The organism is Shewanella marisflavi (assembly GCF_023283925.1).
In the GTDB taxonomy this organism is placed as follows: domain Bacteria; phylum Pseudomonadota; class Gammaproteobacteria; order Enterobacterales; family Shewanellaceae; genus Shewanella; species Shewanella marisflavi.
Window position 1 is genome coordinate 146,357 of sequence record NZ_JAKIKX010000002.1, and the last position, 23,747, is coordinate 170,103.

The following is a 23,747-nucleotide window of genomic DNA, read 5'->3' on the forward strand; positions in this document are numbered from 1 at the left end:
CTGTGATAATCGCCTAGGGCTTTAATTTGCCTGTTTTATATCATAATGGCTATCTCGCTGGCACTAAAGCGCTATTTTCATTTCCAACAAGGTGAATATGTGACTCTGAACACAGGTCGGCCCCGAACATTTATCCGGCTAGGGGGAAAAACATTACTATTATTACTCGTAAGTGCGGCAGTTTATGGGTTTGTAGTGCGCTACCTAAATGGTGAGCCAGAGGTGATGATGAGTGAGGTTGAACCGGTTTTTGTCTCTCAATGTTTAGCTGCGGGTACGGCAAAGCCCTTAGATATAGATGGTCGCCTGAGGGTAGGTGTCTGGAACATCTATAAACAACAAAAGGCGGGTTGGCAGACCGATCTCAGTAAAATGACGCAGCGCAGCGACTTGCTTTTACTCCAAGAGGCTAAGCTTAACGATAAGTTGAGCCAATACCTGACACAAGGAGGTTTACACCTTGTAATGGCCAAAGCCTTTTCATTGCTTAAGTCACCCGTTGGCGTGATGAACCTTTCTACTGAGCAGGCCCATGATGCCTGTGCTTATCATGCGATTGAGCCTTGGATCCGTTTTGCTAAATCCACACTCATGTCACATTATCGTCTTTCTAATGGGCAAACCCTTTTGGTAGTCAATCTACATGGCATCAATTTCGACTGGCAACTGAAGAGCTTCCGGGGGCAGTGGCAGCAGATAGTGCGCAAGGTGAGTTCACATCATGGGCCGGTGATCATAGGCGGTGACTTTAATACCTGGCGAGGCCAACGTATGGCATATGTTGATCAATTGGCCCACAGCTTAAAGTTGAAAGAGGCGGTTTACGAAGTCGATCAACGCCATCGCGTGTTTGGCTTGCCGCTTGATCACCTCTATTATCGTGGCTTGAACTTGGTTGCCGCCGAGTCTCTTAATAGCCAGGCTTCCGATCATAATCCAATCTGGGCGGAGTTTAGACTCAAACCTTCGGTCCATTAAGGGTAGCTAAAACGACATTCGTTGGTGTAGCGGTTAAATTGACTGAGAAAGTCTGGGTATTTTTTCAGAAAATGTTTACCAAAATAGACCCCTAAATCAAAACGTATATTGCGGCGCATCACAAAGGTGTCCGATGCAATTCCCGTTTGGCGCAGATGTTCGTCAAACAAGAGGGCGTTTTCCATTACCGCATCAATACGCCTTGCCATCAGGAGTTTAACCAATTCAGTTATGCTCGGGTAAGTTTTAACTCGCTGAAATTTATGTTTTATTAACCAATGGGCACTGTTTGAGTGGATCCGAGCGCCAAAGATAGTATCGGTTTTCAGGCGTGAGTCAGTTTGGGGGATCTTATAATGCTTATGAAAGTAGAAATTCCATTCCTGCTGGATAAAAGTGTTACTGAGTACGGCAAACTGGTCACGCCATTCGTTTCGAGATGCCGAGAAGAAAGCATCATATTTTTGTTTCTTGACACTATTTTGTGCTCGGCCCCAAGGTAGAAAAATCACTTTATAAGGCTGATCCATTTTTGCCATCACACAATCCAGTGCTGTGATCCCATAGCCTTGGGTGTGTAGCTTGCCAGCATCATCTCTACGCTGGGTGTGATAGGGGGCCCACTCCTGAGTCGTGATAGTGATTAGGCTTGGTTGGCTGGTTTGTGATGAATTATTTTGATTGCCAAAAGCCCTTACCTTAAAAGGTATGGCCGTAGGCGCGCCGAGAGATAACGGCAAGATACAAAAAAATTGCACTACCCAATGGCGCCAATTAAACGATAACCAGCTAGGACCTAAGCTCATAAGTACCTCACTAGATCTATTATTTGAGTGTAGTGGTCAGCTATGGCTTGTCAAAGCGTGTCCTGAGGTTGGCCAAGGGAGTTTCTCAAGGTTTGTAACAAAGCTTGTCTAACTCTGTCACCTTACTGCATTTTGTTCTGCAACATGATTTACTATGGTCCAGCTTTACCACAAGAAAAACAATTAGGAAAAACGCGTTTAATCAAAGCGTGATAATAAGAATTAAGGGAATCTCATTATGAAAAAAAGCGTCATTGCCGCAGCCATAGTGTTTGGCTTGGGTGGTTTAACCGCATGTCAGACTCAGCAAGCCCAAGAAATTGTTGCGACTGAGGTACAAGCACAAAGCTTCCAGCAGTTTTCTACGCAATTTATCGACGCCTTTTGGCAACAGTCGCCAACTTGGGCGCTTTATAGCGGTTATCACAAGTATGATGGTGTGCTTAAGGTGCCAGATGCGCAAAGCCGTCAGCAATCACTCGAATTTGTTGCAGCTCAGCTAAGCGCTCTCAAGCGTTATGATCTCAATGCCCTAACGGCAAGCGAACTGATTGATTACAAGCTTATCGAAAACCTGTTGCTACAGGAACGATGGGACATAGAGACCTTTAAGTCCTGGCAGTGGAACCCCGCCAATTATAATGTAGCTGGTGGTTTCGCCCAGTTGATCAATGAGAATTTTGCGCCACTCGACGAGCGTCTGCGTTCTTTCTTAGCGCGTATGGAAAATGTGCCTGCCTATTATGCCGCGGCACAAGACAATATTGCTCAGCCAACACTTGAGCACACCCAGCTGGCGATCATGCAAAATAAGGGCGCCTTTAGTGTGTTTTCTGATGACTTACTAAAGCAGGTTACGGCGTCCGGTTTAACTCAGCAAGAGCAGGCACTGTTTAATGAACGTTTTAAGCTCGCTGTTGCCGCCATTGAGCAACATATTCAGTGGTTAACGGCCTTAGAGGCGAAATTGCAAAAAGAAGGCGCCCGTAGTTTCAGGATTGGCGAGGAACTCTATGAGCAAAAGTTCGCTTTCGATATTCAATCTGGCATGTCAGCCAAGGAACTGTATGAGAAGGCGCTAGCCGACAAGGCGAGAGTTCAGGGGGAGATGGCAAAGATCACTAAGCAGTTGTGGTCAAAATATTTTGACTCACAGATGCCAAGTGACAGCAAGGTGGCCACACGTCAGTTGATCGATAAGCTGTCATCTCGCCATGTGAAGCGTGAGGACTTTGTCGCTGAGGTGAGGGCGCAGATCCCAGAACTGGTTAAATTCGTTAATGAAAATCAGCTTATTACTCTGGACCCTAACAAGCCCCTAGTGGTGAGAGAAACACCTGAATTTATGCGTGGTTTTGCCGGGGCGTCCATTAGCGCACCTGGACCCTATGAAAAATCGGGTAACACCTATTACAACGTGACACCACTCGATGCTATGAGCGATGCTTCAGCTGAAAGTTACTTAAGAGAGTACAACCATTGGATCTTGCAGGTGCTCAATATTCATGAGGCGATCCCAGGGCATTACACACAATTAGTCTACTCCAACGAATCTCCAAGTCTTATTAAGAGCCTATTTGGCAATGGTGCCATGGTAGAAGGTTGGGCGGTTTATGCTGAGCGTATGATGCTGGAAGAGGGGTATGGTAATTTCGAGCCAGAGATGTGGCTTATGTATTACAAATGGAACCTCAGAGTGATTGCCAATACCCTTTTGGATTACAGCATTCAAGTGAAGGGGATGACAGAAGAGCAAGCCATAAAGCTGATGACAGAAGAAGCGTTTCAGCAGACGGCTGAGGCTGAAGGCAAATGGCGTCGAGCGACTTTGAGTCAGGTGCAGTTAACCAGTTACTATACCGGTTATCGTGAGATCTATGACTTCCGAGAAGAGCTTAAGGCGAAGCAAGGAGAGTCCTTTGACCTAAAAGCATTCCATGAGCAGTTCTTAAGTTACGGCAGTGCGCCGGTGAAATACATTCGCCAGTTAATGCTCAAAGAGTAAACAGGATTAAAGGGCTGCTTATGCGGCCCTTTTTCTTTTTTCTTTTTCTTGTAAGACTCTATTCCCCTCAATAAACGCTTAAAAGGCCCTTATTTATTTGCTGTTGCACTCACCGCGAACAGTGATATTCGTTTAGTCTGATCTTTTATGTGTCACGCTGCATCTTTCAAGAGGGTTAAGGTTTACGGCAGCTAAGGGGAGACAATTGCGATCATCGCGATCTAGTTCAAGATTTTATTCTTTAACGTCGAAAAGGCTGGATTGTGACAAAGGTTTAATATAACCTTAATGATAATCGTTATCATTAAGGTTTGTAAATGGAAAGAGTGTTACTGGTTGATGATGATCCTATGGCCCGGGAGATCATATATCAAGGGTTAGTCGCCCATGGCTATCAAGTCAGTTGTGCCAGCAATGGACAAGAGGCGCTTTTACTCCTTGGGGAGAAGGACATTGATCTCATCATTTTAGATATTGAGATGCCCCACCTCGATGGCTTTGCTTTTCTGCAAGCCCGCCGCGACAAGTTGCCTGTTATTCTCATCTCTGCCACAGATGATGAAGATCGACGCGTAACGGGTTTTCAACTTGGCGCAGATGACTTTTTACCTAAGCCTGTGAGCATTAGAGAGTTAGTGACAAGAATGGAGGCACTCAAGCGCAGGGTAGCTATCGCTAAGGCCGAAGTTGCTGAGCAAGAGTCCTTGCCCATCAAGGAGGTCACCTTTAATCATAATGATTTTAGCGTAGAGATCGCCGAGCGGCGTGTCGCCTTGACCCAAACCGAATTCAAGCTGTTTAAGTATTTGGTAGACCGTAAGGGCAAGGTGATCACTAAGCAGGAGCTCCAGCGCAGTGTACTGAAAAAAGATCTTGGTCAGTATGATCGCAATCTGGATATGCATATCAGTAACACACGGCGCAAATTGGCCAATATTAGTCTACCCAAATCTCTCATCAATACCGTTAGGGGTCAGGGTTACAGCTTTATCTGCTAGTCAAAAAGACAGTCGCAAATAAACTGAGTTTTATTTAGCTCTGGCGGTGCGAAAAAGGGGCAATTTAGTTTATCCTTAGGGGATCAGCAGACCCAAGACGTCTGCATTAACTCAATGAAGGAATGGATATGCTAATCAGTGCCAATTTTGACGGCGGTAATATTGAAGTTATCAATCAAGATGATATCAATGATGTTCAACTGGCCATTAGACCCGATGAAGGTGGTGAATTTTTTCAGTGGTTTAATTTTCGTTTACAAGGTGAAGTCGGTCAGCGCTATACCCTAAACATTGTTAATGCTGGTAGCGCCTCTTACACCAAAGGCTGGGAAGACTATCAAGCGGCCGCCACCTACGACAGACAGCAATGGTTTCGCCTGCCGACCCAATATCAAGATGGCAAGTTAACCATAGAAGTTGAGCTGGATTGCGAGATGATCCAGATTGCCTATTTTGCACCCTACAGCTACGAGCGCCATCAAGATTTGATCAGCGCTGTGCAGGTGCATCCTCTGGTCTCTATCGAACATCTGGGCCGTACCTTAGACGATCGCGACATGACTCTGGTCAAGGTTGGCGATGACGATGAAGAGAAGGCTAAAATCTGGATCACCGCTCGTCAACATCCGGGTGAAACCATGGCAGAATGGTTGGTTGAAGGTCTACTGAACAATCTGCTCGATGGTGATTGTCCTACCGCAAAGGCGCTGCTCGATAAAGCCAATTTTTATATAGTACCTAATATGAATCCAGATGGCGGCGTGCGCGGTCACCTAAGAACCAATGCTAAGGGCGTAAACCTTAACCGCGAGTGGCAGAGTCCATCGCTGGAGAAGAGCCCTGAGGTGTACCATGTGGTTAATAAGATGAAACAGACGGGCGTCGACCTCTATTATGATGTACATGGTGATGAAGGCTTGCCTTATGTGTTTCTTGCCGGTTGTGAAGGCGTACCGGGTTACACTCAGTCGATGGCTAATTTACAAGATGATTTTGTCAAAGCCCTGCTGATGGCGAGTGCCGATTTCCAAGATGAGTTTGGTTACGATAAGGATGAGCCAGGGCAAGCTAACTTAACCGTGGCATCAAACTGGGTCGCACAGACATTCGGTTGTCTCTCTAATACTCTGGAGATGCCTTTTAAAGATAACGCCAACATGCCAGACCCTATGTCGGGTTGGTCGCCAGAGCGTTGTATTTATCTAGGTGAAGCGTCACTACTGGCAATGCTCGCCGTGGTTGACAAGTTACGATAGGAGACGCCAATGGCCTTAGTAGAGTGTCCTAGTTGTCAAAAGCGCATATCGAGTGTGGCGAAATCTTGCCCCCATTGTGCGTCAGGGCTGACGGGTAATACAGAGTCATTGAATCGAATCAGCCATATTAAGCGAAGCAATCAGTTAATGAATCAGAGTTTCCTGGCCATGACACTGTTTATTGCCGGCGTCGTCATCTGGTTTTGGGGCGGCGAACCAGCGCAGGGGCTTAGAGCAACTGTCGCTGGCGGCTGTTTCGTCTTTGGCTTCGTGGGTTATCTGATTGCCAGAATACGAATCGTATTACATAAACGGAAAAGCATATGAGTGATATCAATAAAGTGATCGATGATATGCCTCAAGAGGTATATGAGAGATTGCTCAGCGCTGCTGAGCTAGGTAAGTGGGAAGATGGCAGTGTGTTGTCTGAAGAGCAAAAGGCATCGACGCTACAGCTTGTTATGCTTTACCAAGCAAGGCGACTGGATCAAAGAGATCATTTCACCATCAATAATCAAGGTGAAGTGAACGAGCTCTCCAAGGCCGAACTTAAACGGCAATTTAAAGGCGAGAGCATCGCCGCTTTTAAAGAGCAAGATTTGTAAAATGAAAGCCCCTGCATGCAGGGGCTTTTTTTAATCTTCGGTCAGTTCACCGCACAAATCCTGTTGCATTCTAATCCTGATGTCAGTCGCACTGAGATCGGTAGAGAGTAGATAGTGCAACTTGGTTAATGCCGCTTCGGTGGTCATATCGAAACCGCTGATCACCCCAGCCTTGGCGAGGGCATTTCCTGTCGCATAACCCCCCATATTGACCTTGCCTTGTAGACACTGAGTTAAGTTTACCAAGATGATACCGCGCTCATTGGCGCGGCGCAGGCAATCAAGTAGCTCAGGATTTTGCGGCGCATTACCTACACCATAGGTCAGCAAGATGAGGGCCTTGACCGGTTGCTGCAAAATATTGTCGATGATCTCAGTGGTGATCCCTGGGTACAGGGTCACAACCCCAATTGGCTGAGGACTGATCTTATTCACCGTCAGGGTGTTGGCTTTACTCTCGCTGATGCGACCGGCTTTTAGGCGAATTTTGATCCCCGCTTCTAAAAGCATCGGAAAGTTAGGTGAGGCGAAGGCATCAAAACCATCGGCATGGGCCTTAGTGGTACGATTGCCCCGAAACAACTTGTTATTAAAGAAGAGACAGACTTCAGCCACCGGATAGTTAGCGGCGATATAGAGGGCGTTAAGCAGGTTCGTCTGGCCATCAGAGCGAAGTTGCGCAAGAGGGATCTGCGAACCTGTGACGATAACCGGCTTAGTGAGTCCTTGTAACATGAAGGAGAGCGCTGAAGCGGTATAAGCCATGGTGTCTGTGCCATGGAGGATCACAAAGCCATCGTAATTGTCGTAGTTGGCTTTAATATCGTTGGCGATCATCTGCCAATCTGTCGGTGCCATGTTTGAGGAGTCGATCAATGGGTGATACTCATGGATCACAAAATCTGGCATCTCCTGGTGAAAAAACTCCGGCATTGCCTTAACACAGTCGGTGAGAAATCCTGGCACTGGTGCAAAACCATTATCGGTTTTTTGCATACCTATGGTGCCGCCAGTATAGGCGACATAGATTGAGGGTTTTTTCATTATTCTAATAGCTTTGTTGCTGCAGGTGTGGCGCGATTATACTGGGGATAGGCACAATAAAAAAGCCCGCTTATGCGGGCTTTATCGGCGATCAGTAGTTGCAGTTATCACAGTAGAGATAGACACCGTTAGGATCGTCAAATGCATTGAGTTCATCAACGACCTTAGTGACTTGTCCAAGTAACTGCTCGAGCACGCTGTTTTGAAAGCTGCTCTGCGGCAGGTAGCTGGCTGCCTGGGCAAACATCTGCTGAATAAATTGCTCTTGCGGTGATAGTTCCTGTTCGATCACCTTAGTATCGAATTTCTCTAACTTGGCCAGCTCAGCCGCCTTCGTGACAGCTTGTTGTAGATCCCCAAGTTCATCAACCAGCCCAATTTCCAAAGCGCGCTTACCTGACCAAACACGCCCTTGGGCTATTTTATCAACCTCTTTCAACTCAAGTCCGCGCTCTGTCGATACCAGAGTAATGAAGTCTTTATAACCACGTTCAATATGACGTTGAATGATGGCTTTAAGCTCTTCGCTGATCCCTTGTGTACTGGAGAAGTTAGTCCAGCCAGAGGTCGATACACCGTCGGTATGTATCCCAAGAGAGGCGAGAGAGTCTTCAAAAGTCGCCACCATGCCAAAGATGCCAATTGAACCTGTCAGCGTGGTCGGGGTAGCAAAGATGTAATCGGCGCTGGCTGAGATCCAGTAACCACCCGACGCAGCGTAGGTACCCATACTAACAACAACCGGTTTATTGGCGGCTTTGAGGGCAAGCACTTCTTGACGGATCTGTTCTGAGGCAAACGCGCTGCCGCCAGGGCTATCGACTCGCAGTACGACCGCTTTTACTTTGTCATCGAATCTGGCCTTGCGTAACAGGGCTGAAGTACTCTCTCCGCCAATCTGACCCGCAGGCTGATGACCGTTAAGAATATTCCCTTTGGCCACTATGATACCGACGGCATCATGCATCAGCATGGGCGGGAAGGTTTGGATCAAGTGGTTATAATCATAAAAGCTTATCTGCTTGAAGCTGTTGCCTTCACTCGCTTTACCTAATTGCTCCACCATATCCAGACGGAACTGTTCGGCTGAGGCCAGCTTATCGACCCAACCTAGATTGATGGCCATCTCAGCAGAGCGCCCATTGGCTTTATCTAACTCGGCGATATAACGATCGGCGCTGAGCATAATATCTTGCTGTTCGATGCTGCGGTTATGACTGACGGTATCTTCAAAACTGGTCCAAATGTCATCGAGTAGTTCACTATTGGCGGCTTTTGCTGCGTCAGACATATCATCGCGCATAAAGGGTTCGACCGCAGATTTGAACGTACCGACTCTAAACACATGGGCCTTAATTTTGAGCTTATCCAGGGCCGATTTAAAGTACTGACGGTAGCGATTTAGGCCTTCGATTTCCACTGAGCCTTGAGGATTGAGATAGATGGTATCGGCAAAGCTAGCCAGGAAATATTGATTCTGACCATACCAGTTACCTTTGGCAATCACTGGCTTACCCGAAGTTTTAAAGCGGGAAAGTGCATCACCGATGCTTTGTAACTTGCTGATCCCCGTCATTCTCAGATGGCCAATATCGAGTACGATGGCGGAGATGCGCTGATCGCTGGCCGCATTATCGATTGCGCTTAGTAGGTCTGCGAGTAAGATCTCGCCATCGCTATCTCCTCCATTTCCACTCTTCATTGCCGCTTCGATAGGATCGACCTGACGTTTTTGCTCAACCACACTGCCCGACAGGTTTAACACTAAGGCCGAACCGTTTTCTATCGTTGGCACATCGTCACCTGCCAATATCACCACGAGCAGGGCAATGAACCCGAAGAAGAATAGATTTAAGATCACCTTACGGGTGCCATTGAGCACCTTCCATAAGGTAGAAAAGATCCGTTTAAATATTGAGGGTTTAGCGGACATTATCCACTCCTTTATGACTCTGATCCCTCTATGCTAACTGAAAAGTACCAGAGGGGCGAAACACAATTGTAAATGAATCTTAAAGGCTGAAGTGGTTTGAGTATTGAGCTAAATCGAAACACGGGGTATGCTGATTTAAATCACTTGTTTAAAAAGGATGTTTAAATGTCGTTTCCGCATTTATTAGAACCCTTAGATCTCGGCTTTACGCAGCTTAAGAATCGGGTACTCATGGGCTCGATGCATACCGGGCTTGAAGAAGAAAAGGGCGGGTTTGAGAAACTGGCAGCATTTTACCAAGAGCGCGCCGCAGGGGGCGTTGGTCTGATTGTCACCGGTGGTATTTCGCCTAATTTAAGAGGCCGTTTGGCGCCAAATGCTTGTCAGCTGAGTTTTCCCTGGCAGGTGGCTAAACATAAGGTTGTGACTCAGGCGGTCCATCAGGCCGGCGGTAAGATCTGCATGCAGATCCTCCATGCGGGCCGCTACGGTTATCATCCATTTTCGCTGGCGCCCAGTAAGATTAAGTCACCTATCACGCCGTTTACGCCTTCGGCGATGTCGGCGCGTCAGGTAAAAGGAACCATTAAAGACTATGCCACTTCGGCCTCGCTGGCCAAGAAGGCGGGTTATGATGGTGTCGAGGTGATGGGCTCTGAAGGCTATCTTATCAACCAGTTTATCTGCAGTAGAACCAACAAGCGTAGCGATGAGTGGGGTGGTGACTTCAGCCAAAGAGCTAGGTTCCCCGTCGAGATAGTTAAAGCGATTCGCAGCAAGGTGGGCGATGATTTTATTATCATTTTCAGACTCTCTATGTTGGATCTGGTGGACAATGGTTCTTCATGGGAAGAGGTTGTGCAGCTGGCTAAATGGCTAGAAGCGGCTGGTGTAACCATTATCAACACCGGCATTGGCTGGCATGAGGCCAGAGTACCGACTATTGCCACCAGTGTTCCTCGCGGTGCCTTTGCCTGGGTGACGGAAAAGCTTAAAAAAGAGGTGATAGTGCCTCTTATTGCGACCAATCGTATCAACACACCAGAGATAGGTGAGCAGATCATCGCATCCGGTCAGGCCGACATGGTTTCTATGGCGCGCCCCTTCTTGGCCGATGCCGAGTTTGTCAATAAAGCCGCGGCGGACCAAAGCCAGCTGATTAATACCTGTATTGGTTGCAATCAGGCCTGCTTAGATCACACCTTTGCCCTTAAGCGTGCCACCTGCCTGGTGAACCCCAGAGCATGTTACGAGACAGAATTAAACTTCACGCCGGTCCTTAATAAGAAACGTATTGCCGTGATGGGCGCGGGCCCTGCGGGCATGGCGTTTTCTATATATGCCGCCAGTCGCGGGCATAAGGTTGTACTGTTTGAAGCTAAGTCCGAGGTAGGTGGGCAGTTTAATCTTGCCCGCAAGATCCCGGGAAAAGAGGAATTTGATGAGACCATTCGCTATTTTACCGAGCAGATGAAACAGCATCAGGTTGAATTGAGACTGAATACCCGCTTAGATGCTTCTGTGGTAAGAGATGAGCCTTTCGATGAAGTAGTGATTGCTTCTGGTGTTGTCCCTCGCACATTGACGCTGCCAGGTTTCGACGATCCTAAAGTTGTTAACTATCAGCAGGTGCTCAGTGGAGAGGTCGAAGTAGGTGAGCGCGTCGCCTTGATTGGCGCAGGTGGCATAGGATTCGATATGGCGCATTTCCTTGGTGAGCAGGAATCAACCACACTTAAGCCGGAGAAGTGGCTCAAGCAGTGGGGGATTGATAAAACCTATGGCGAGCGCGGCGGATTGACAGATCCTGAACTTGAGCATACGAGTCGTAAGATCTATCTGTTACAGCGTAAAACCAGCAAGATGGGTAAGGGCCTAGGCAAGACCACTGGCTGGATCCACCGCGCCGTTGCGAAACACCATCAGGTTGAGATGCTCAGCGGTGTGAGCTATGAGAAGTTTGATGAGCAGGGACTTCACATCAAGCTAGGTGATCAGGCGCAGATCCTTGAGGTCGATAATGTGGTGCTGTGCGCCGGTCAAGAGTCGAATCGTACTTTAGTTGATGAGATGGAAAGTACAGGCCTGCCAGTTCACCTCATCGGTGGGGTCGATGTGGCCGCAGAACTTGATGCGAAACGGGCGATTCGCCAAGGCGCCGAGCTTGCTGCCAAGATATAACATCATCTGGTTTAGGATAAAAAGCTAACTCAAGTGAGTTAGCTTTTTTTTCGCTCTTGACCTACCTTAGCCTTAATCTTTAAAGAACAAGGAAAAAGAACATGACAAAATTAATGAGTCTGGCACTTGGGATGGTGCTGAGTCTTGCTACGACGTCCCCCCTATATGCTGAGGATTACGATGCCGCTTTGGCTGAACGTGTAGGCGCCGATGAATATGGTATGAAGCTGTATGTGATGGCCTTTTTAAAGCGTGGCCCTAATCGCGGTCAATCAGAAGAAGAGGCCAAACGGTTACAGCGGGCACATCTAGATAACATTAAACACTTAGCCGAAGAAGGTAAATTGGTGCTTGCTGGACCCTTTATCGAAGAGGGCGAGCTTCGAGGGATCTATCTTTTTAATGTTATCAGTATCGAAGAGGCAAGAGTGCTGACTGCAACAGATCCGGCCATAAAAGCAGGTAGGTTGGTGATGGAGCTACATCCTTGGTATGGCAGTGCTGCCTTGATGGAAGTGAATAAACTGCATCACAAACTGGCCAAGAAAGCCATTTGATCAATCGGCAGAGCAATCAGCTAAAGCGTGTGGCGTCGATTTTACCACAACGTCAACCCCTTGGGGCGAGAGTGCGAGATCCAGATCGCCTTCTGGATGGCAACAGCAGGGCAGACACTCATCTGCCTCGAGCTCGACTAAAGGCTCAGTGTGATAGACAACTGACCCTTTGTTGATCTTGGTTTTACAGGCACCACAAAAGCCGTTACGGCACTCGGAAAAGATACGTACGCTCTTTTGCTCCAGTGCCTGTAACAGACTCTGATGTTCTTGGGTGTATAAGAGCACGGGTTGTCCTTGAAGGCTCACAATAGGAGCCTTCTTAAATACCGCGTCTTTATAAACCAGGTTTTTATAGATCAAAGTCGGCGAACTCACTTTCATCGACCGATGCGTCAATCTGTCCCACCAGGTAAGATGACACTTCCACTTCTTGTGGTGCGACTTGCACCGAATCACTCTCTAACCAGTTTTTCATCCAAGGCAGCGGGTTGCTCTGATCTGCGTATGGACTCGTCAGGTTGACCGACTTCATACGCTCATTGGTGATGTACTCAACGTACTGACATAAGATCTGTTCGTTCAGGCCAATCATAGAGCCATCTTTAAACAGGTACTTAGCCCATTCTTTTTCTTGCTCGGCCGCCTTTACGAAGATATCGATTGCCGTTTGTTCGCACTCTTTGGCGATCTCTGCCATTTCAGGATCGTCTTTGCCACCTTGCATTATCTTTAGGATATGCTGGGTGCTGTTTAGGTGCAGGGCTTCATCTCGTGCGATGAGACGGATGATCTTGGCGTTACCTTCCATCACCTTGCGCTCGGCAAAGGCAAAAGAACAGGCAAAGCTGACGTAGAAGCGGATCGCTTCTAACACGTTAACTGACATCATGCAGAGGTAGAGGGCTTTCTTTATCTCGCGCTTGCTGACGATAATGGTTTTACCATTGATCTCGTGGGTGCCTTCGCCGATCAGGTGATAGGCTTGGCTCAATTCAATCAGCTTGTCGTAATAATCGGCGATATCACTGGCGCGCTTAAGGATCTCTTCATTTTGCACTATGTCATCAAATACAACAGAAGGATCGTTGACGATATTACGAATGATATGAGTGTAAGAGCGTGAGTGAATGGTTTCAGAGAAAGACCAGGTCTCGATCCACGTTTCCAACTCAGGCAGTGACACAAGCGGCAGGAAAGCCACGTTTGGCGAGCGTCCCTGAATAGAATCCAGCAGCGTTTGATATTTAAGGTTCGAGATAAAGATATGCTTCTCATGATCCGGCAGCGCCGCATAGTCAATCTTATCTTTACTAACGTCTACCTCTTCGGGGCGCCAGAAGAAAGAAAGTTGCTTCTCGATAAGCTTTTCGAATACTTCATACTTTTGCAGGTCATAGCGAGCCACGTTAACCGGCTGACCGAGAAACATAGGTTCTAGCAGGGCATTATTAGGTGTTTGACAAAATGTAGAATAGGCCATTTTTCTATCTTCCGATAAAGGGGGCGCTTGCCCCCTGTTAAAAGGTTAAAACACTAAGAGTTAGATCTTACATGCGCCGCCTGCGCAACTGTCGTCTTCTTTCTCGATGGCGGTAATGTCGTCATATTTGTCTGACGCGCCATCACGTGTGTTGTGATAGTAAAGTGTCTTCACACCATATTTGTATGCAGTAAGCAGATCTTTGAGCAACACCTGCATAGGTACCTTAGAGCCAGGGAAGCGGCTAGGGTCATAATTGGTGTTGGCCGAGATAGACTGGTCAACAAACTTCTGCATTAAACCGACAAGTTGTAGGTAACCATCGTTGCTTGGCATCTGCCAAAGCAGCTCATAGCTGTATTGGTACTTGTCGAAATCAGGAACCACCTGTTTTAGCTGACCATCTTTACTGGCTTTAACACTGATCAAGCCGCGTGGTGGCTCGATACCGTTAGTGGCGTTAGAGATCTGCGAAGAGGTCTCAGATGGCATCAGTGCAGATAGAGTAGAGTTACGCAGGCCGTGAGTCTTAATCTCCTCACGTAGCGCGTCCCAATCCATGTGCAGTGGTTCGTCACAGATCTTGTCCAGGTCCCGCTTATAGGTATCGATTGGCAGGATACCCTTAGCGTAATTGGTTTCGTGGAAGGCTGGACATGCACCTTTTTCTTTCGCTAGGTTCATCGATGCCTTCAGCAGATAATACTGTATAGCTTCAAAAGTCTTATGGGTGATGCCGTTGGCGCTGCCGTCTGAGTAACGTACGCCTTCTTTAGCCAAGTAGTTGGCAAAGTTAATCACGCCTATGCCCAAGGTACGACGGTTCATCGAGCCTTTGTGCGCCGAAATGATGGGATAGTCTTGGTAATCGAGCAGGCTATCGAGTGCGCGCACCGCCAGATCTGACAGGTTTTCCAGCTCATCTAGGCTTTTTATCGCACCCAGGTTGAGGGCCGACAAGGTACAAAGTGCAATCTCTCCATCAGGATCGTCGATGTTGTTCAGTGGCTTAGTCGGCAGTGCTATCTCTAGACAGAGGTTTGACTGACGAACGGGCGCAACCTTGGAATCAAACGGGCTATGGGTATTACAGTGATCGACGTTCTGGATGTAGATACGGCCGGTTGAGGCACGCTCCTGCATCATTAGTGAAAACAGCTCGACAGCCTTGATCTGCTTCTTACGAATGCTCTCATCTTGCTCATATTGAAGGTATAGACGCTCGAATTCTGCCTGATCTTCGAAAAAGGCATCATATAGGCCCGGTACGTCAGATGGACTGAACAGGGTGATCATGCCGCCTTGGATCAGACGCTGATACATGAGCTTGTTAAGCTGCACGCCATAATCTAAGTGACGAATACGGTTATCATCGACACCGCGGTTGTTCTTCAATACCAGCAGAGATTCTACTTCAAGGTGCCACATAGGGTAGAAGAGGGTCGCTGCGCCGCCGCGAACGCCACCTTGTGAGCAAGACTTTACTGCGGTCTGGAAATACTTATAGAAAGGTAAACAACCCGTGTGGAAGGCTTCACCACCACGAATTGGACTACCTAAGGCGCGAATACGGCCAGCATTGACCCCGATACCTGCACGCTGTGATACATACTTCACAATAGATGAAGCGGTAGCATTGATTGAATCCAGGCTGTCTCCACACTCGATCAATACGCAGGAGCTGAACTGACGCGTAGGTGTACGCACGCCGGCCATAATAGGCGTAGGTAGCGAGATCTTAAAGGTAGAGGTCGCGTCATAGAAATCTTTCACATACTGAAGACGCGTTTCTTTGGGGTAGCCAGCGAACAGACAGGCCGCCACCAGAATATAGAGGAACTGAGCGCTCTCATAAACTTCGTGGGTGACGCGGTTTTGTACCAGATACTTGCCTTCTAGCTGCTTCACGGCGGCATAAGAGAAGTTCATATCTCGCCAATGATCGATATAGCTGTCTAGCTGGTCAAGTTCGTCGCGGCTATAGTCGTTCAGAATATGCGTGTCATACTTACCCATCTCCACCAGTCTTACAACATGATCATAAAGCTTTGGCGGCTCAAACTGGCCAAAGGCTTTTTTACGCAGGTGGAAGATTGCCAGGCGCGCAGAGAGGAACTGATAATCCGGCGACTCAGGAGAGATCAGATCGGCTGCAGCCTTAATGATGGTTTCATGAATCGCTTCGGTTGGGATCCCATCATAAAACTGAAGGTGAGAACGTAATTCGACTTCTGATACTGATACGTTATTCAGTCCTTTGGCCGCCCAAGTGATCACTCGGTGGATCTTATCGAGATCGATAGTTTCACGTTCGCCACTGCGCTTTGTGACTTGCATATTGCTGTTCATTGAAGATAAGCCTTGAATTAAATATCGCTATGGGTGAGCTGAGATGTTCACCCTACGTTTCCATGTAAAAACAATCGAAGATGTTAAAAAAGTACCTGAGCACTACAGCTGTTCTAGTGGCTTCGACCGCTGACCATACACAATATATGGTGTTTTTTATTTGATAGGATACAAGATAGTGAGGTTGGTGCGATATTGCAAGCGGGTTTTTAGGGGACAAGTTGTGGATATCTTGGGGGTAACGCATGGGGTTAGTAACGGCTTACCTTTAACCCTTGTTTTCAATTACGATAGCCTCGCTAGGTCAACTTTTAGGCGACTGATTTGATGTGCCCCGAAAGCTAAAATATTGCTCAGATCCTTGGGATCGATCGCCGTTAAAAAAGGATCTTAATCACATCCATAAGTTCAGATTTGGATAGACTCACACAACACAAGAGGGTGATGTGCGATTTGTCACCTTTTACAGCGACTTACTCTACTTTAGCAATTCAATCACTTCTATTGGGGTGGTAAACCCATAATCATGGGGCCAGAGCTCTGCTTGGTCATTGTTTGCGATATAACCCCAATGGGCGATCCCACCGAGCATCTGACTGTTGCACGCCGCTTCAAGGTCGCGCCTGGCATCTCCAAGATAGAGTATGCGATTGCAGTGTACGCCAAGTTGCTGGGCCGCTAAGCGCATCGGAGCGGGATTAGGTTTGCTCTGGGTTGTCGAGTCACCACTAATAATCGCTGGCATTAAATGGGCCAGTTCGAGACGGTGAAGCAAGGGGCGCGCAAAGCGTGCAGCCTTGTTGGTTACCACGCCAAAGGGGATATCTAGCTCACAAAGGTGGGTAAGCAGGGGGGCTATACCGTCAAATAACTGCGCTTGATCGCCATTGACTTGGTGATAATGGTGCAGCAGAGCTTGTTGAATTGCCGTCTTTTCTGCCTCATCAATGTGTGGTTCGGCGGCGTTCACCAGGGCAAGGCTGCCGTTAGAGGCGGCGTCTCTTACCTCTACCAAAGATTTAGTCGGATAGCCAAAGTCAGCCAGCGCCAAATTGAGCGCCTGAACAAGGTCGGGCGCCGTATCGACTAAGGTGCCGTCGAGATCGAACAGCACCCCTTTAATCAATTCTGGCTTAGTCATTCCGGCTTTAATTATTCCGGCTTTAGTCATCAAGTTGCTTAACCGTGGCAATCATATAGTTGACATCCAGGCTCTTGGTATAACGAAAGATATCGGTCAGCGGGTTATAGGTAATGCCAGTCGCGTCAGTGCATTCTAGATCCACCTTTTCGGCCATACCTATCAACTCGGCAGGTTTTATGTACTTCTTATGGTCATGGGTGCCGACAGGCAACATCTTTAATAGGTACTCAGCGCCAATAACCGTTTCGACATAGGCTCTTAGATTACGGTTAATGGTTGAGAAGAATACATAGCCGCCGGGCTTTACCATATCGCTACAAGCTTTGATCACAGAGGCTGGGTTGGGCACATGCTCTAACATCTCCATGCAGGTCACCACATCATACAAACCTTGATGGCTGTCTCTGTGATGCTCTGCGGTGGTCTGAATATAGTTGATCTCAACCCCTGTTTCTAAGGCATGGAGTTTCGCCACATCAAGGGGCTCGGCGCCCATATCAATTCCGTCTACCTTGGCACCAAGACGTGCCATGCTTTCAGAGAGAATCCCGCCGCCACAGCCAACATCCAGCACTGACTTGCCAAATAAGCCACCGACTGTCTGATCGATAAAATTCAACCTTAAGGGGTTTAGCTTATGAATCGGCTTAAATTCCCCTTCGGGATCCCACCAGGTAGCAGCCATCTTTTCAAATTTTGCAATTTCTTGTGGATCAACGTTGACATTGTGAGTCACAGATTGGTTAGGCACGGTCAAACCTCTGAAGGGGAAAGAATGTTAGGGCTATTATACTCATAGCCTTAGATAAACAAAGGAGATCCCATCGAAAATCTAACCGCTAGGGTGAGATTGCTGTTAAAGCGTTCATCTAAAGCTAAATCGAGCAGGCTTTACTGCGCTAATCAGATATTTGGCGGGAAATTTCAATAGGGTCTAGCACCTTTAAATATCTGTGTTAGAATGCCAAATCACGTTTTCAGGCTTGACGATATATTGCCTGGTTTTTAAGCAGTATTTTGTCAGCTAAATTTCAAGGGATCGAGCAGTTTATGACTGATCTGGCTTCATCTATAACACCAATTAATATTGAAGACGAATTAAAGAATTCATATTTAGATTACGCCATGAGCGTGATCGTTGGCCGAGCGTTACCCGATGTACGCGATGGCTTAAAGCCGGTTCATCGCCGCGTACTCTTTGCGATGAACGAGTTGAAGAACGATTGGAACAAGCCTTACAAGAAGTCGGCACGTGTTGTCGGTGACGTGATAGGTAAATATCACCCCCATGGCGACTCGGCGGTGTATGACACTATCGTGCGTATGGCGCAGCCTTTCTCAATGCGTTACACCTTAGTCGATGGCCAGGGTAACTTTGGTTCGGTCGATGGTGACGCTGCAGCGGCTATGCGTTATACCGAAATTCGTATGGATAAGTTAGCCCATCAGTTACTGGCTGACTTAGAAAAAGAAACCGTCGATTATGTGCCTAACTATGACGGCACTGAGCAGATCCCGGCCGTATTGCCCACCCGTATTCCAGCCCTGTTAGTTAACGGCTCATCGGGCATTGCCGTGGGTATGGCAACAAACATTCCCCCTCATAACCTATCAGAAGTGATCTCTGGCTGTTTGGCGCTTATCGATGAGCCAAGCCTGTCAATTGAGCAGCTGATGGAACATATTCCAGGTCCAGACTTCCCAACAGCCGCTATCGTTAATGGCCGTAAAGGGATAGAAGATGCTTATAAGACTGGTCGCGGTAAAGCGGTTATGCGCGCTCGTGCTTCAGTCGAAACCGAAGATAATGGTCGTGAGCGGATTATCGTTACCGAGATCCCTTATCAGGTTAACAAGGCTCGTCTGATCGAAAAGATCGCCGAACTGGTTAAAGATAAGAAGATTGAAGGCATTAGCGGTCTGCGCGATGAGTCTGATAAAGACGGTATGCGCATCGTTATCGAAGTGAAGCGTGGTGAAGTGGGTGAGGTGATCCTCAATAACCTTTACGCTCAGACGCAGTTACAAACCTCTTTCGGTATCAACATGGTGGCGTTGACCAATGGTCAACCTAAGCTATTCAACCTTAAAGAGATGCTGGAATGCTTTATTCTTCACCGTCGTGAAGTGGTAACGCGTCGTACAGTATTTGAATTGCGTAAAGCCCGTGATCGTGCCCATATCCTTGAAGCACTAGCCATTGCGCTGGCTAATATCGACCCTATTATCGCGCTGATCAAGGCATCGCCGACACCAGCCGAAGCTAAAGTGAAGTTGATCGAGCAAGGTTGGGCACTTGGCAATGTACAGGGCATGCTTGAAAAAGCGGGCGATGACGCCGCGCGTCCAGAATGGTTAGCCCCTGAGTATGGTATTCGTGATGGACTTTACTTCCTGACCGAACAACAAGCACAGGCTATCTTGGACCTGCGTCTGCACAAGCTGACCGGTCTGGAACATGAGAAGATTCTAGGCGAATATGAAGAGTTACTCGAACTTATCGCCGCGCTGCTTTATATCCTGCGCAGTCCAGAGCGCTTGATGGAAGTGATTAAAGAAGAACTTCAGGAAGTGCTGGAAAACTTCGGCGATGAGCGCCGCACCGAGCTGAATGCTTCGGCGGTGGATATCAGTCTTGAAGATCTGATTAATGAAGAAGATGTAGTTGTAACCCTATCACACCTGGGTTATGCCAAGTATCAACCGCTCAGCGATTACCAGGCCCAGCGACGTGGTGGTAAGGGTAAGGCGGCGACTAAGGTTAAAGACGAAGATTTCGTCGAAAAACTGCTAGTTGCTAACACTCATGACACCATCTTGTGTTTCTCTGACTTTGGTAAGATGTACTGGTTGAAGGTGTATCAACTGCCGCTGGCAAGCCGTCAAGCGCGTGGTCGTCCGATCATTAACCTGCTACCGCTCGCTGAAGGCGAACGTATTACCGCTATCTTGCCGGTCCGCGATTATGACGCCGATAAGTATGTGATCATGGCGACCTCTCACGGCACTGTGAAGAAGACATCCCTTGAGCAGTATTCTCGTCCAAGAGCAAACGGTATTATTGCCGTTAACCTTAAAGATGGCGATCAGCTGATCGGTGTTGATATCACCAACGGTGATAATGAAGTCATGCTCTTCTCTAACGAAGGCAAGGTGGTACGCTTTAGTGAAGATCAGGTTCGTGGTATGGGCCGTACGGCAACAGGTGTCCGCGGTATCAAGCTCGAAGATGGTCAGACAGTGGTATCACTCATTGTGCCTAAGAACGATGGCGATATTCTTACCGTGACTGAAAATGGTTATGGTAAGCGTACTGAGCTATCTGAATACCCGGCGAAGAGTCGTGCAACTAAGGGCGTGGTCTCTATCAAGGTCAGTGAACGTAACGGCGCCGTAGTCGGTGCTGTACAAGTTCAGGAAAACGATGAGATTATGCTGATCAGCGACAAAGGTACTCTGGTTCGAACTCCTGCAACAGGCGTATCGAGCATTGGTCGTAACACCCAAGGGGTGACCATTATCCGTACCTCGGCCGATGAAACTGTAGTGGGTTTGCAGCGTATCGATGAGATCCAAGACGACACCGAATACGACGAAGAGGGTAATCCTATCCTTGACGAGACGGTCGAAGAAACACAGGCTCCTGGTGATACGCCAGAGGCTGAGCCTACCGAATAAGGTTTAGGTATATAAACGGGCGTCCTTTTGGACGCTCGTTTTGTTTTAGCAAGTAAAACACCAACATATGATAAAACATTAAGTGGCACCTTATCTGACGCAATGCCGTTGACAATAAACGCAAAGGAGAAAGAAGTGAGCGCGACATATAATTTCTGTGCAGGGCCGGCCATGTTGCCGCAACCCGTGATGCAAAAGGCACAAAAGGAGTTATTAGATTGGAATGGGCAGGGCGTCTCCGTGATGGAGATCAGTCACCGCAGTAAGGAGTTTATCGCGCTTACCGAGCAGGCCGAGGCTGACATCAGAGAACTGATGAATATTCCGAGTAACTACCATGTGCTCTTTATGCATGGTGGGGGTCGTGGTCAGTTTGCTGCTGTTGTGAATAACTTTTTAGGTGAAGCCGGGCGAGCCCTTTATTTAGTTGATGGGAGTTGGTCATCGGCAGCTGTCGATGAAGCCAGAAAGTTAGCCGGTGATGAACAGATAGATACCCTGAATATTGTTGAAAAAGACAATGATATCAGCAGGATTGTATTGCCTAATTTAGAAGAAATAGAGCAAGATTATCGCTACCTGCACTACTGTCCGAATGAGACGGTAGATGGCATCGAAATTTTTGATGAGATTAACTCGCCTTGGCCGATTGTTGCCGATATGTCGTCGAATATTATGTCTCGCGAGATTGACGTTAGCCGCTATGGATTGATCTATGCTGGCGCACAGAAAAACATCGGCCCATCAGGGCTTAGCATAGTGATAGTACGTGATGATCTACTGGCCTATCCGCAGCTCAATCAGGCCTCGATTATGGATTATCGCCTAGCGGTAAAACATGACTCCATGTTTAATACACCGCCGACTTTCGCCTGGTACCTTGCCGCCGAAGTCTTTAAGTGGCTGAAATCCCAGGGCGGCGTAAGCAAGATGTCTGAAGTGAATCAGCTTAAGGCTAAGACTCTATATGATTTTATCGACAGCTGTGATCTCTATGAGAATCGTGTCGCTGAGCAAAACCGCTCGCAAATGAACGTCACTTTTTACTTAAAAGATGAGTCATTAAACGAGGCATTTCTAGCCGAAGCGAAAGCGGCAGGATTAGTTGCCTTAAAAGGACACCGCAGCGTCGGTGGTATGCGCGCCAGTCTTTATAATGCGATGCCACTTGCCGGTGTTGAGGCCTTGGTAAGCTTTATGCGCGCGTTTGCAAAGAAGCACTCAGTCTAACGTAAGCCGGTTAACTTTATCTGTGAGTAAAACAAAAAGGGGAGCCAAAGGTCCCCTTTATTTACGCAACTAATTCAATCAGCCCATGATTATGGTCATTACAGTACTTTTGCGATAGATTCCGCAAGGTAATCCACGTTACCTGTGCCTATACCTGCGATGCTGATACGGCTTGAGTCGACCATGTAGATGCTATGATCACTCTGTAGCTTGGCCACTTGTTCACGGGTGATCCCCAAGAATGAGAACATGCCTTTCTGCTCGGCTATGAAGCTGAAATCGCGTGTTACCCCTTTCTCGATCAGTTTATTGACTAGCATGGCGCGATTACCATTGATGCGATCGCGCATCTCCTTCAACTCTTCAAGCCATTGCTGCTTTAACTCCGCTGAGCCGAGAATCGTTTCGACTATGGCTGCGCCGTGTGCAGGTGGCATTGAGTAGATGCAGCGAACTACATACAAGAGTACCGAATAGGCGACATTAGCGGCTTGGCTGTCTTTCGCCACTAAAGAGCAGGCCCCGATCCGCTCGCGGTACAGGCCAAAGTTTTTAGAGCATGAGGTGCACAGGATCATATCATCGACCTGAGCCGCCATCTGACGCACACCGTAAGCATCTTCGTCTACGCCATCACCAAAGCCTTGGTAAGCCATGTCAATGAGTGGTGTAAAGCCCTGTTGCTTAGTTAAAGCAATCACCTTATCCCATTGTTCATTGGTGAGATCCATGCCGCTTGGGTTATGGCAGCAAGCATGAAATAGCACAACATCGTCTGAGCCTATGTTGGCTAGGGTAGCCATCATCTCGTCGAATTTTAAGGTCTTGTTTTCATGATCGTAGTAAGGGTAGGTCTTTACCTTAATGCCCGCCGCTTCAAATAAACCTGTGTGGTTAGCCCAGGTCGGGTCGCTGACCCAGATGACACTATTTGGGTTAATACGCTTGATGAAATCAGCGGCCACTCTGAGCGCGCCTGTGCCACCCGGTGTTGAGACGGTGCGAATGCGATCGGCAAGTAGCGCAGGGTTATCTTGGCCAAATGCCAGTTCACCGATGAGTTGGTTGAAGGTAGGGGAGCCCGTGGGACCTATGTAAACTTTTGTTTCCTCAGTGTCGATACGGTGCTGCTCAGCACGTTTAACACAGGCCAAAATAGGGGTGTTACCCGCTTCATCTTTAAATACACCCACACCAAGATCGACCTTATTGGCCTGAGGATCTTCGCGGTATTTAGCCATAAGCCCAAGAATAGGATCGGCGGGCATAGGGGAAAGTTTCTCGAACATAGTTCCAACTACCTTTATCTATTGTTATAGGCCGTAAATGGCCGGCGCTTTGCGTAGGCTAAGGATAAACTAAATTCATGACTAAATTACAGCGCTAATACAGATTTTATAATCTACCGCAGTTGGCAAATATTCATGCCAGCTACGTTAAATCGAGGGGACGGGCACCCTGATTTTGGAACATTTATAGGGGTTAGAAAGAAAATTACTC

The 23,747-nt window shown here is 47.7% G+C and carries 19 protein-coding genes; 10 read left to right on the forward strand and 9 right to left on the reverse strand.

Annotation, left to right across the window (positions count from 1 at the left end; genetic code table 11):
- The first annotated feature begins 99 nt into the window (after positions 1-99).
- A complete protein-coding gene (locus L2712_RS05490) occupies positions 100-978 on the forward strand; it encodes an endonuclease/exonuclease/phosphatase family protein (RefSeq protein WP_258311763.1) in 879 nt (292 codons plus the stop codon).
- Here the strand turns inward: L2712_RS05490 and L2712_RS05495 are convergent.
- Entirely contained in the window at positions 975-1,784 is an 810-nt protein-coding gene (locus L2712_RS05495) for a substrate-binding periplasmic protein (RefSeq protein WP_248977139.1), read from the reverse strand. The genes L2712_RS05490 and L2712_RS05495 overlap by 4 nt on opposite strands.
- 238 nt (positions 1,785-2,022) lie before the next feature.
- On the opposite strand from L2712_RS05495, the gene L2712_RS05500 reads away from it, so the two are divergent.
- From L2712_RS05500 to L2712_RS05520, 5 genes are all read left to right on the forward strand, one after another.
- The gene (locus L2712_RS05500; protein WP_248977140.1) at positions 2,023-3,789 is read left to right on the forward strand and encodes a DUF885 domain-containing protein; all 1,767 of its coding nucleotides are present in this window, start codon (positions 2,023-2,025) and stop codon (positions 3,787-3,789) included.
- Positions 3,790-4,106: 317 nt separating this feature from the next.
- Positions 4,107-4,787 carry a response regulator transcription factor gene (locus tag L2712_RS05505; RefSeq protein WP_248977141.1) on the forward strand — a complete coding sequence of 227 codons (681 nt, stop codon included), beginning with the start codon at positions 4,107-4,109 and terminating at the stop codon, positions 4,785-4,787.
- 128 nt (positions 4,788-4,915) lie between these two features.
- Positions 4,916-6,043: a M14 family metallopeptidase gene (locus L2712_RS05510; RefSeq protein ID WP_033540533.1), complete on the forward strand. Its 1,128-nt coding sequence runs from the start codon at positions 4,916-4,918 to the stop codon at positions 6,041-6,043.
- Positions 6,044-6,052: 9 nt separating this feature from the next.
- Positions 6,053-6,370 (forward strand): hypothetical protein, encoded by a 318-nt coding sequence (locus L2712_RS05515; protein WP_033540532.1) that lies wholly within the window; start codon positions 6,053-6,055, stop codon positions 6,368-6,370.
- On the forward strand, positions 6,367-6,648 hold the full coding sequence (locus L2712_RS05520) for a YeaC family protein (RefSeq protein WP_033540531.1): 282 nt from the start codon (positions 6,367-6,369) through the stop codon (positions 6,646-6,648). Before L2712_RS05515 ends, L2712_RS05520 begins: the two co-directional genes overlap by 4 nt.
- 30 nt (positions 6,649-6,678) lie before the next feature.
- Here the strand turns inward: L2712_RS05520 and ansA are convergent, their stop codons facing one another.
- Together ansA and sppA are read right to left on the reverse strand one after the other, a co-directional pair.
- A complete protein-coding gene (ansA, locus tag L2712_RS05525; protein WP_033540530.1) occupies positions 6,679-7,692 on the reverse strand; it encodes an asparaginase in 1,014 nt (337 codons plus the stop codon).
- Between the two features lie 91 nt (positions 7,693-7,783).
- Positions 7,784-9,625: a signal peptide peptidase SppA gene (gene sppA / locus L2712_RS05530; protein ID WP_248977142.1), complete on the reverse strand. Its 1,842-nt coding sequence runs from the start codon at positions 9,623-9,625 to the stop codon at positions 7,784-7,786.
- 165 nt (positions 9,626-9,790) lie between these two features.
- On the opposite strand from sppA, the gene L2712_RS05535 reads away from it, so the two are divergent.
- Complete coding sequence (locus L2712_RS05535; RefSeq protein ID WP_248977143.1) at positions 9,791-11,806, forward strand: oxidoreductase; 2,016 nt, start codon at positions 9,791-9,793, stop codon at positions 11,804-11,806.
- 101 nt (positions 11,807-11,907) lie between these two features.
- Positions 11,908-12,363: a YciI family protein gene (locus L2712_RS05540; RefSeq protein ID WP_248977144.1), complete on the forward strand. Its 456-nt coding sequence runs from the start codon at positions 11,908-11,910 to the stop codon at positions 12,361-12,363.
- Here the strand turns inward: L2712_RS05540 and yfaE are convergent, their stop codons facing one another.
- From yfaE to ubiG, 5 genes are all read right to left on the reverse strand, one after another.
- The gene (gene yfaE / locus L2712_RS05545) at positions 12,364-12,747 is read right to left on the reverse strand and encodes a class I ribonucleotide reductase maintenance protein YfaE (RefSeq protein ID WP_088904647.1); all 384 of its coding nucleotides are present in this window, start codon (positions 12,745-12,747) and stop codon (positions 12,364-12,366) included.
- On the reverse strand, positions 12,716-13,846 hold the full coding sequence (gene nrdB / locus L2712_RS05550; RefSeq protein ID WP_248977145.1) for a class Ia ribonucleoside-diphosphate reductase subunit beta: 1,131 nt from the start codon (positions 13,844-13,846) through the stop codon (positions 12,716-12,718). Before nrdB ends, yfaE begins: the two co-directional genes overlap by 32 nt.
- A 60-nt stretch (positions 13,847-13,906) precedes the next feature.
- Entirely contained in the window at positions 13,907-16,195 is a 2,289-nt protein-coding gene (gene nrdA, locus L2712_RS05555) for a class 1a ribonucleoside-diphosphate reductase subunit alpha (RefSeq protein WP_248977146.1), read from the reverse strand.
- Between the two features lie 478 nt (positions 16,196-16,673).
- Entirely contained in the window at positions 16,674-17,366 is a 693-nt protein-coding gene (locus L2712_RS05560) for an HAD family hydrolase (protein WP_428848610.1), read from the reverse strand.
- Entirely contained in the window at positions 17,359-18,075 is a 717-nt protein-coding gene (ubiG, locus tag L2712_RS05565; protein ID WP_088905922.1) for a bifunctional 2-polyprenyl-6-hydroxyphenol methylase/3-demethylubiquinol 3-O-methyltransferase UbiG, read from the reverse strand. The genes L2712_RS05560 and ubiG overlap by 8 nt, the downstream gene beginning before the upstream one ends.
- Positions 18,076-18,389: 314 nt before the next feature.
- On the opposite strand from ubiG, the gene gyrA reads away from it, so the two are divergent.
- Positions 18,390-21,017, forward strand: a complete 2,628-nt coding sequence (gyrA, locus tag L2712_RS05570; protein WP_248977148.1) for a DNA gyrase subunit A — start codon at positions 18,390-18,392, stop codon at positions 21,015-21,017.
- A gap of 135 nt (positions 21,018-21,152) precedes the next feature.
- Positions 21,153-22,247 (forward strand): 3-phosphoserine/phosphohydroxythreonine transaminase, encoded by a 1,095-nt coding sequence (serC, locus tag L2712_RS05575; RefSeq protein WP_248977149.1) that lies wholly within the window; start codon positions 21,153-21,155, stop codon positions 22,245-22,247.
- A 98-nt stretch (positions 22,248-22,345) separates the two neighbouring features.
- Here the strand turns inward: serC and L2712_RS05580 are convergent, their stop codons facing one another.
- On the reverse strand, positions 22,346-23,536 hold the full coding sequence (locus L2712_RS05580; RefSeq protein ID WP_248977150.1) for an amino acid aminotransferase: 1,191 nt from the start codon (positions 23,534-23,536) through the stop codon (positions 22,346-22,348).
- Positions 23,537-23,747: the final 211 nt, after the last annotated feature.

What these genes read in the sequence shown, in the direction of transcription:
- L2712_RS05495 (WP_248977139.1), bottom strand. Translation starts at nt 1,784, where the DNA reads ATGAGCTTAGGTCCTAGCTGGTTATCGTTTAATTGGCGCCATTGGGTA.
- L2712_RS05500 (WP_248977140.1), top strand. Translation starts at nt 2,023, where the DNA reads ATGAAAAAAAGCGTCATTGCCGCAGCCATAGTGTTTGGCTTGGGTGGT.
- L2712_RS05505 (WP_248977141.1), top strand. Translation starts at nt 4,107, where the DNA reads ATGGAAAGAGTGTTACTGGTTGATGATGATCCTATGGCCCGGGAGATC.
- L2712_RS05510 (WP_033540533.1), top strand. Translation starts at nt 4,916, where the DNA reads ATGCTAATCAGTGCCAATTTTGACGGCGGTAATATTGAAGTTATCAAT.
- L2712_RS05515 (WP_033540532.1), top strand. Translation starts at nt 6,053, where the DNA reads ATGGCCTTAGTAGAGTGTCCTAGTTGTCAAAAGCGCATATCGAGTGTG.
- L2712_RS05520 (WP_033540531.1), top strand. Translation starts at nt 6,367, where the DNA reads ATGAGTGATATCAATAAAGTGATCGATGATATGCCTCAAGAGGTATAT.
- ansA (WP_033540530.1), bottom strand. Translation starts at nt 7,692, where the DNA reads ATGAAAAAACCCTCAATCTATGTCGCCTATACTGGCGGCACCATAGGT.
- sppA (WP_248977142.1), bottom strand. Translation starts at nt 9,625, where the DNA reads ATGTCCGCTAAACCCTCAATATTTAAACGGATCTTTTCTACCTTATGG.
- L2712_RS05535 (WP_248977143.1), top strand. Translation starts at nt 9,791, where the DNA reads ATGTCGTTTCCGCATTTATTAGAACCCTTAGATCTCGGCTTTACGCAG.
- L2712_RS05540 (WP_248977144.1), top strand. Translation starts at nt 11,908, where the DNA reads ATGACAAAATTAATGAGTCTGGCACTTGGGATGGTGCTGAGTCTTGCT.
- yfaE (WP_088904647.1), bottom strand. Translation starts at nt 12,747, where the DNA reads ATGAAAGTGAGTTCGCCGACTTTGATCTATAAAAACCTGGTTTATAAA.
- nrdB (WP_248977145.1), bottom strand. Translation starts at nt 13,846, where the DNA reads ATGGCCTATTCTACATTTTGTCAAACACCTAATAATGCCCTGCTAGAA.
- nrdA (WP_248977146.1), bottom strand. Translation starts at nt 16,195, where the DNA reads ATGAACAGCAATATGCAAGTCACAAAGCGCAGTGGCGAACGTGAAACT.
- L2712_RS05560 (WP_428848610.1), bottom strand. Translation starts at nt 17,366, where the DNA reads ATGACTAAAGCCGGAATAATTAAAGCCGGAATGACTAAGCCAGAATTG.
- gyrA (WP_248977148.1), top strand. Translation starts at nt 18,390, where the DNA reads ATGACTGATCTGGCTTCATCTATAACACCAATTAATATTGAAGACGAA.
- L2712_RS05580 (WP_248977150.1), bottom strand. Translation starts at nt 23,536, where the DNA reads ATGTTCGAGAAACTTTCCCCTATGCCCGCCGATCCTATTCTTGGGCTT.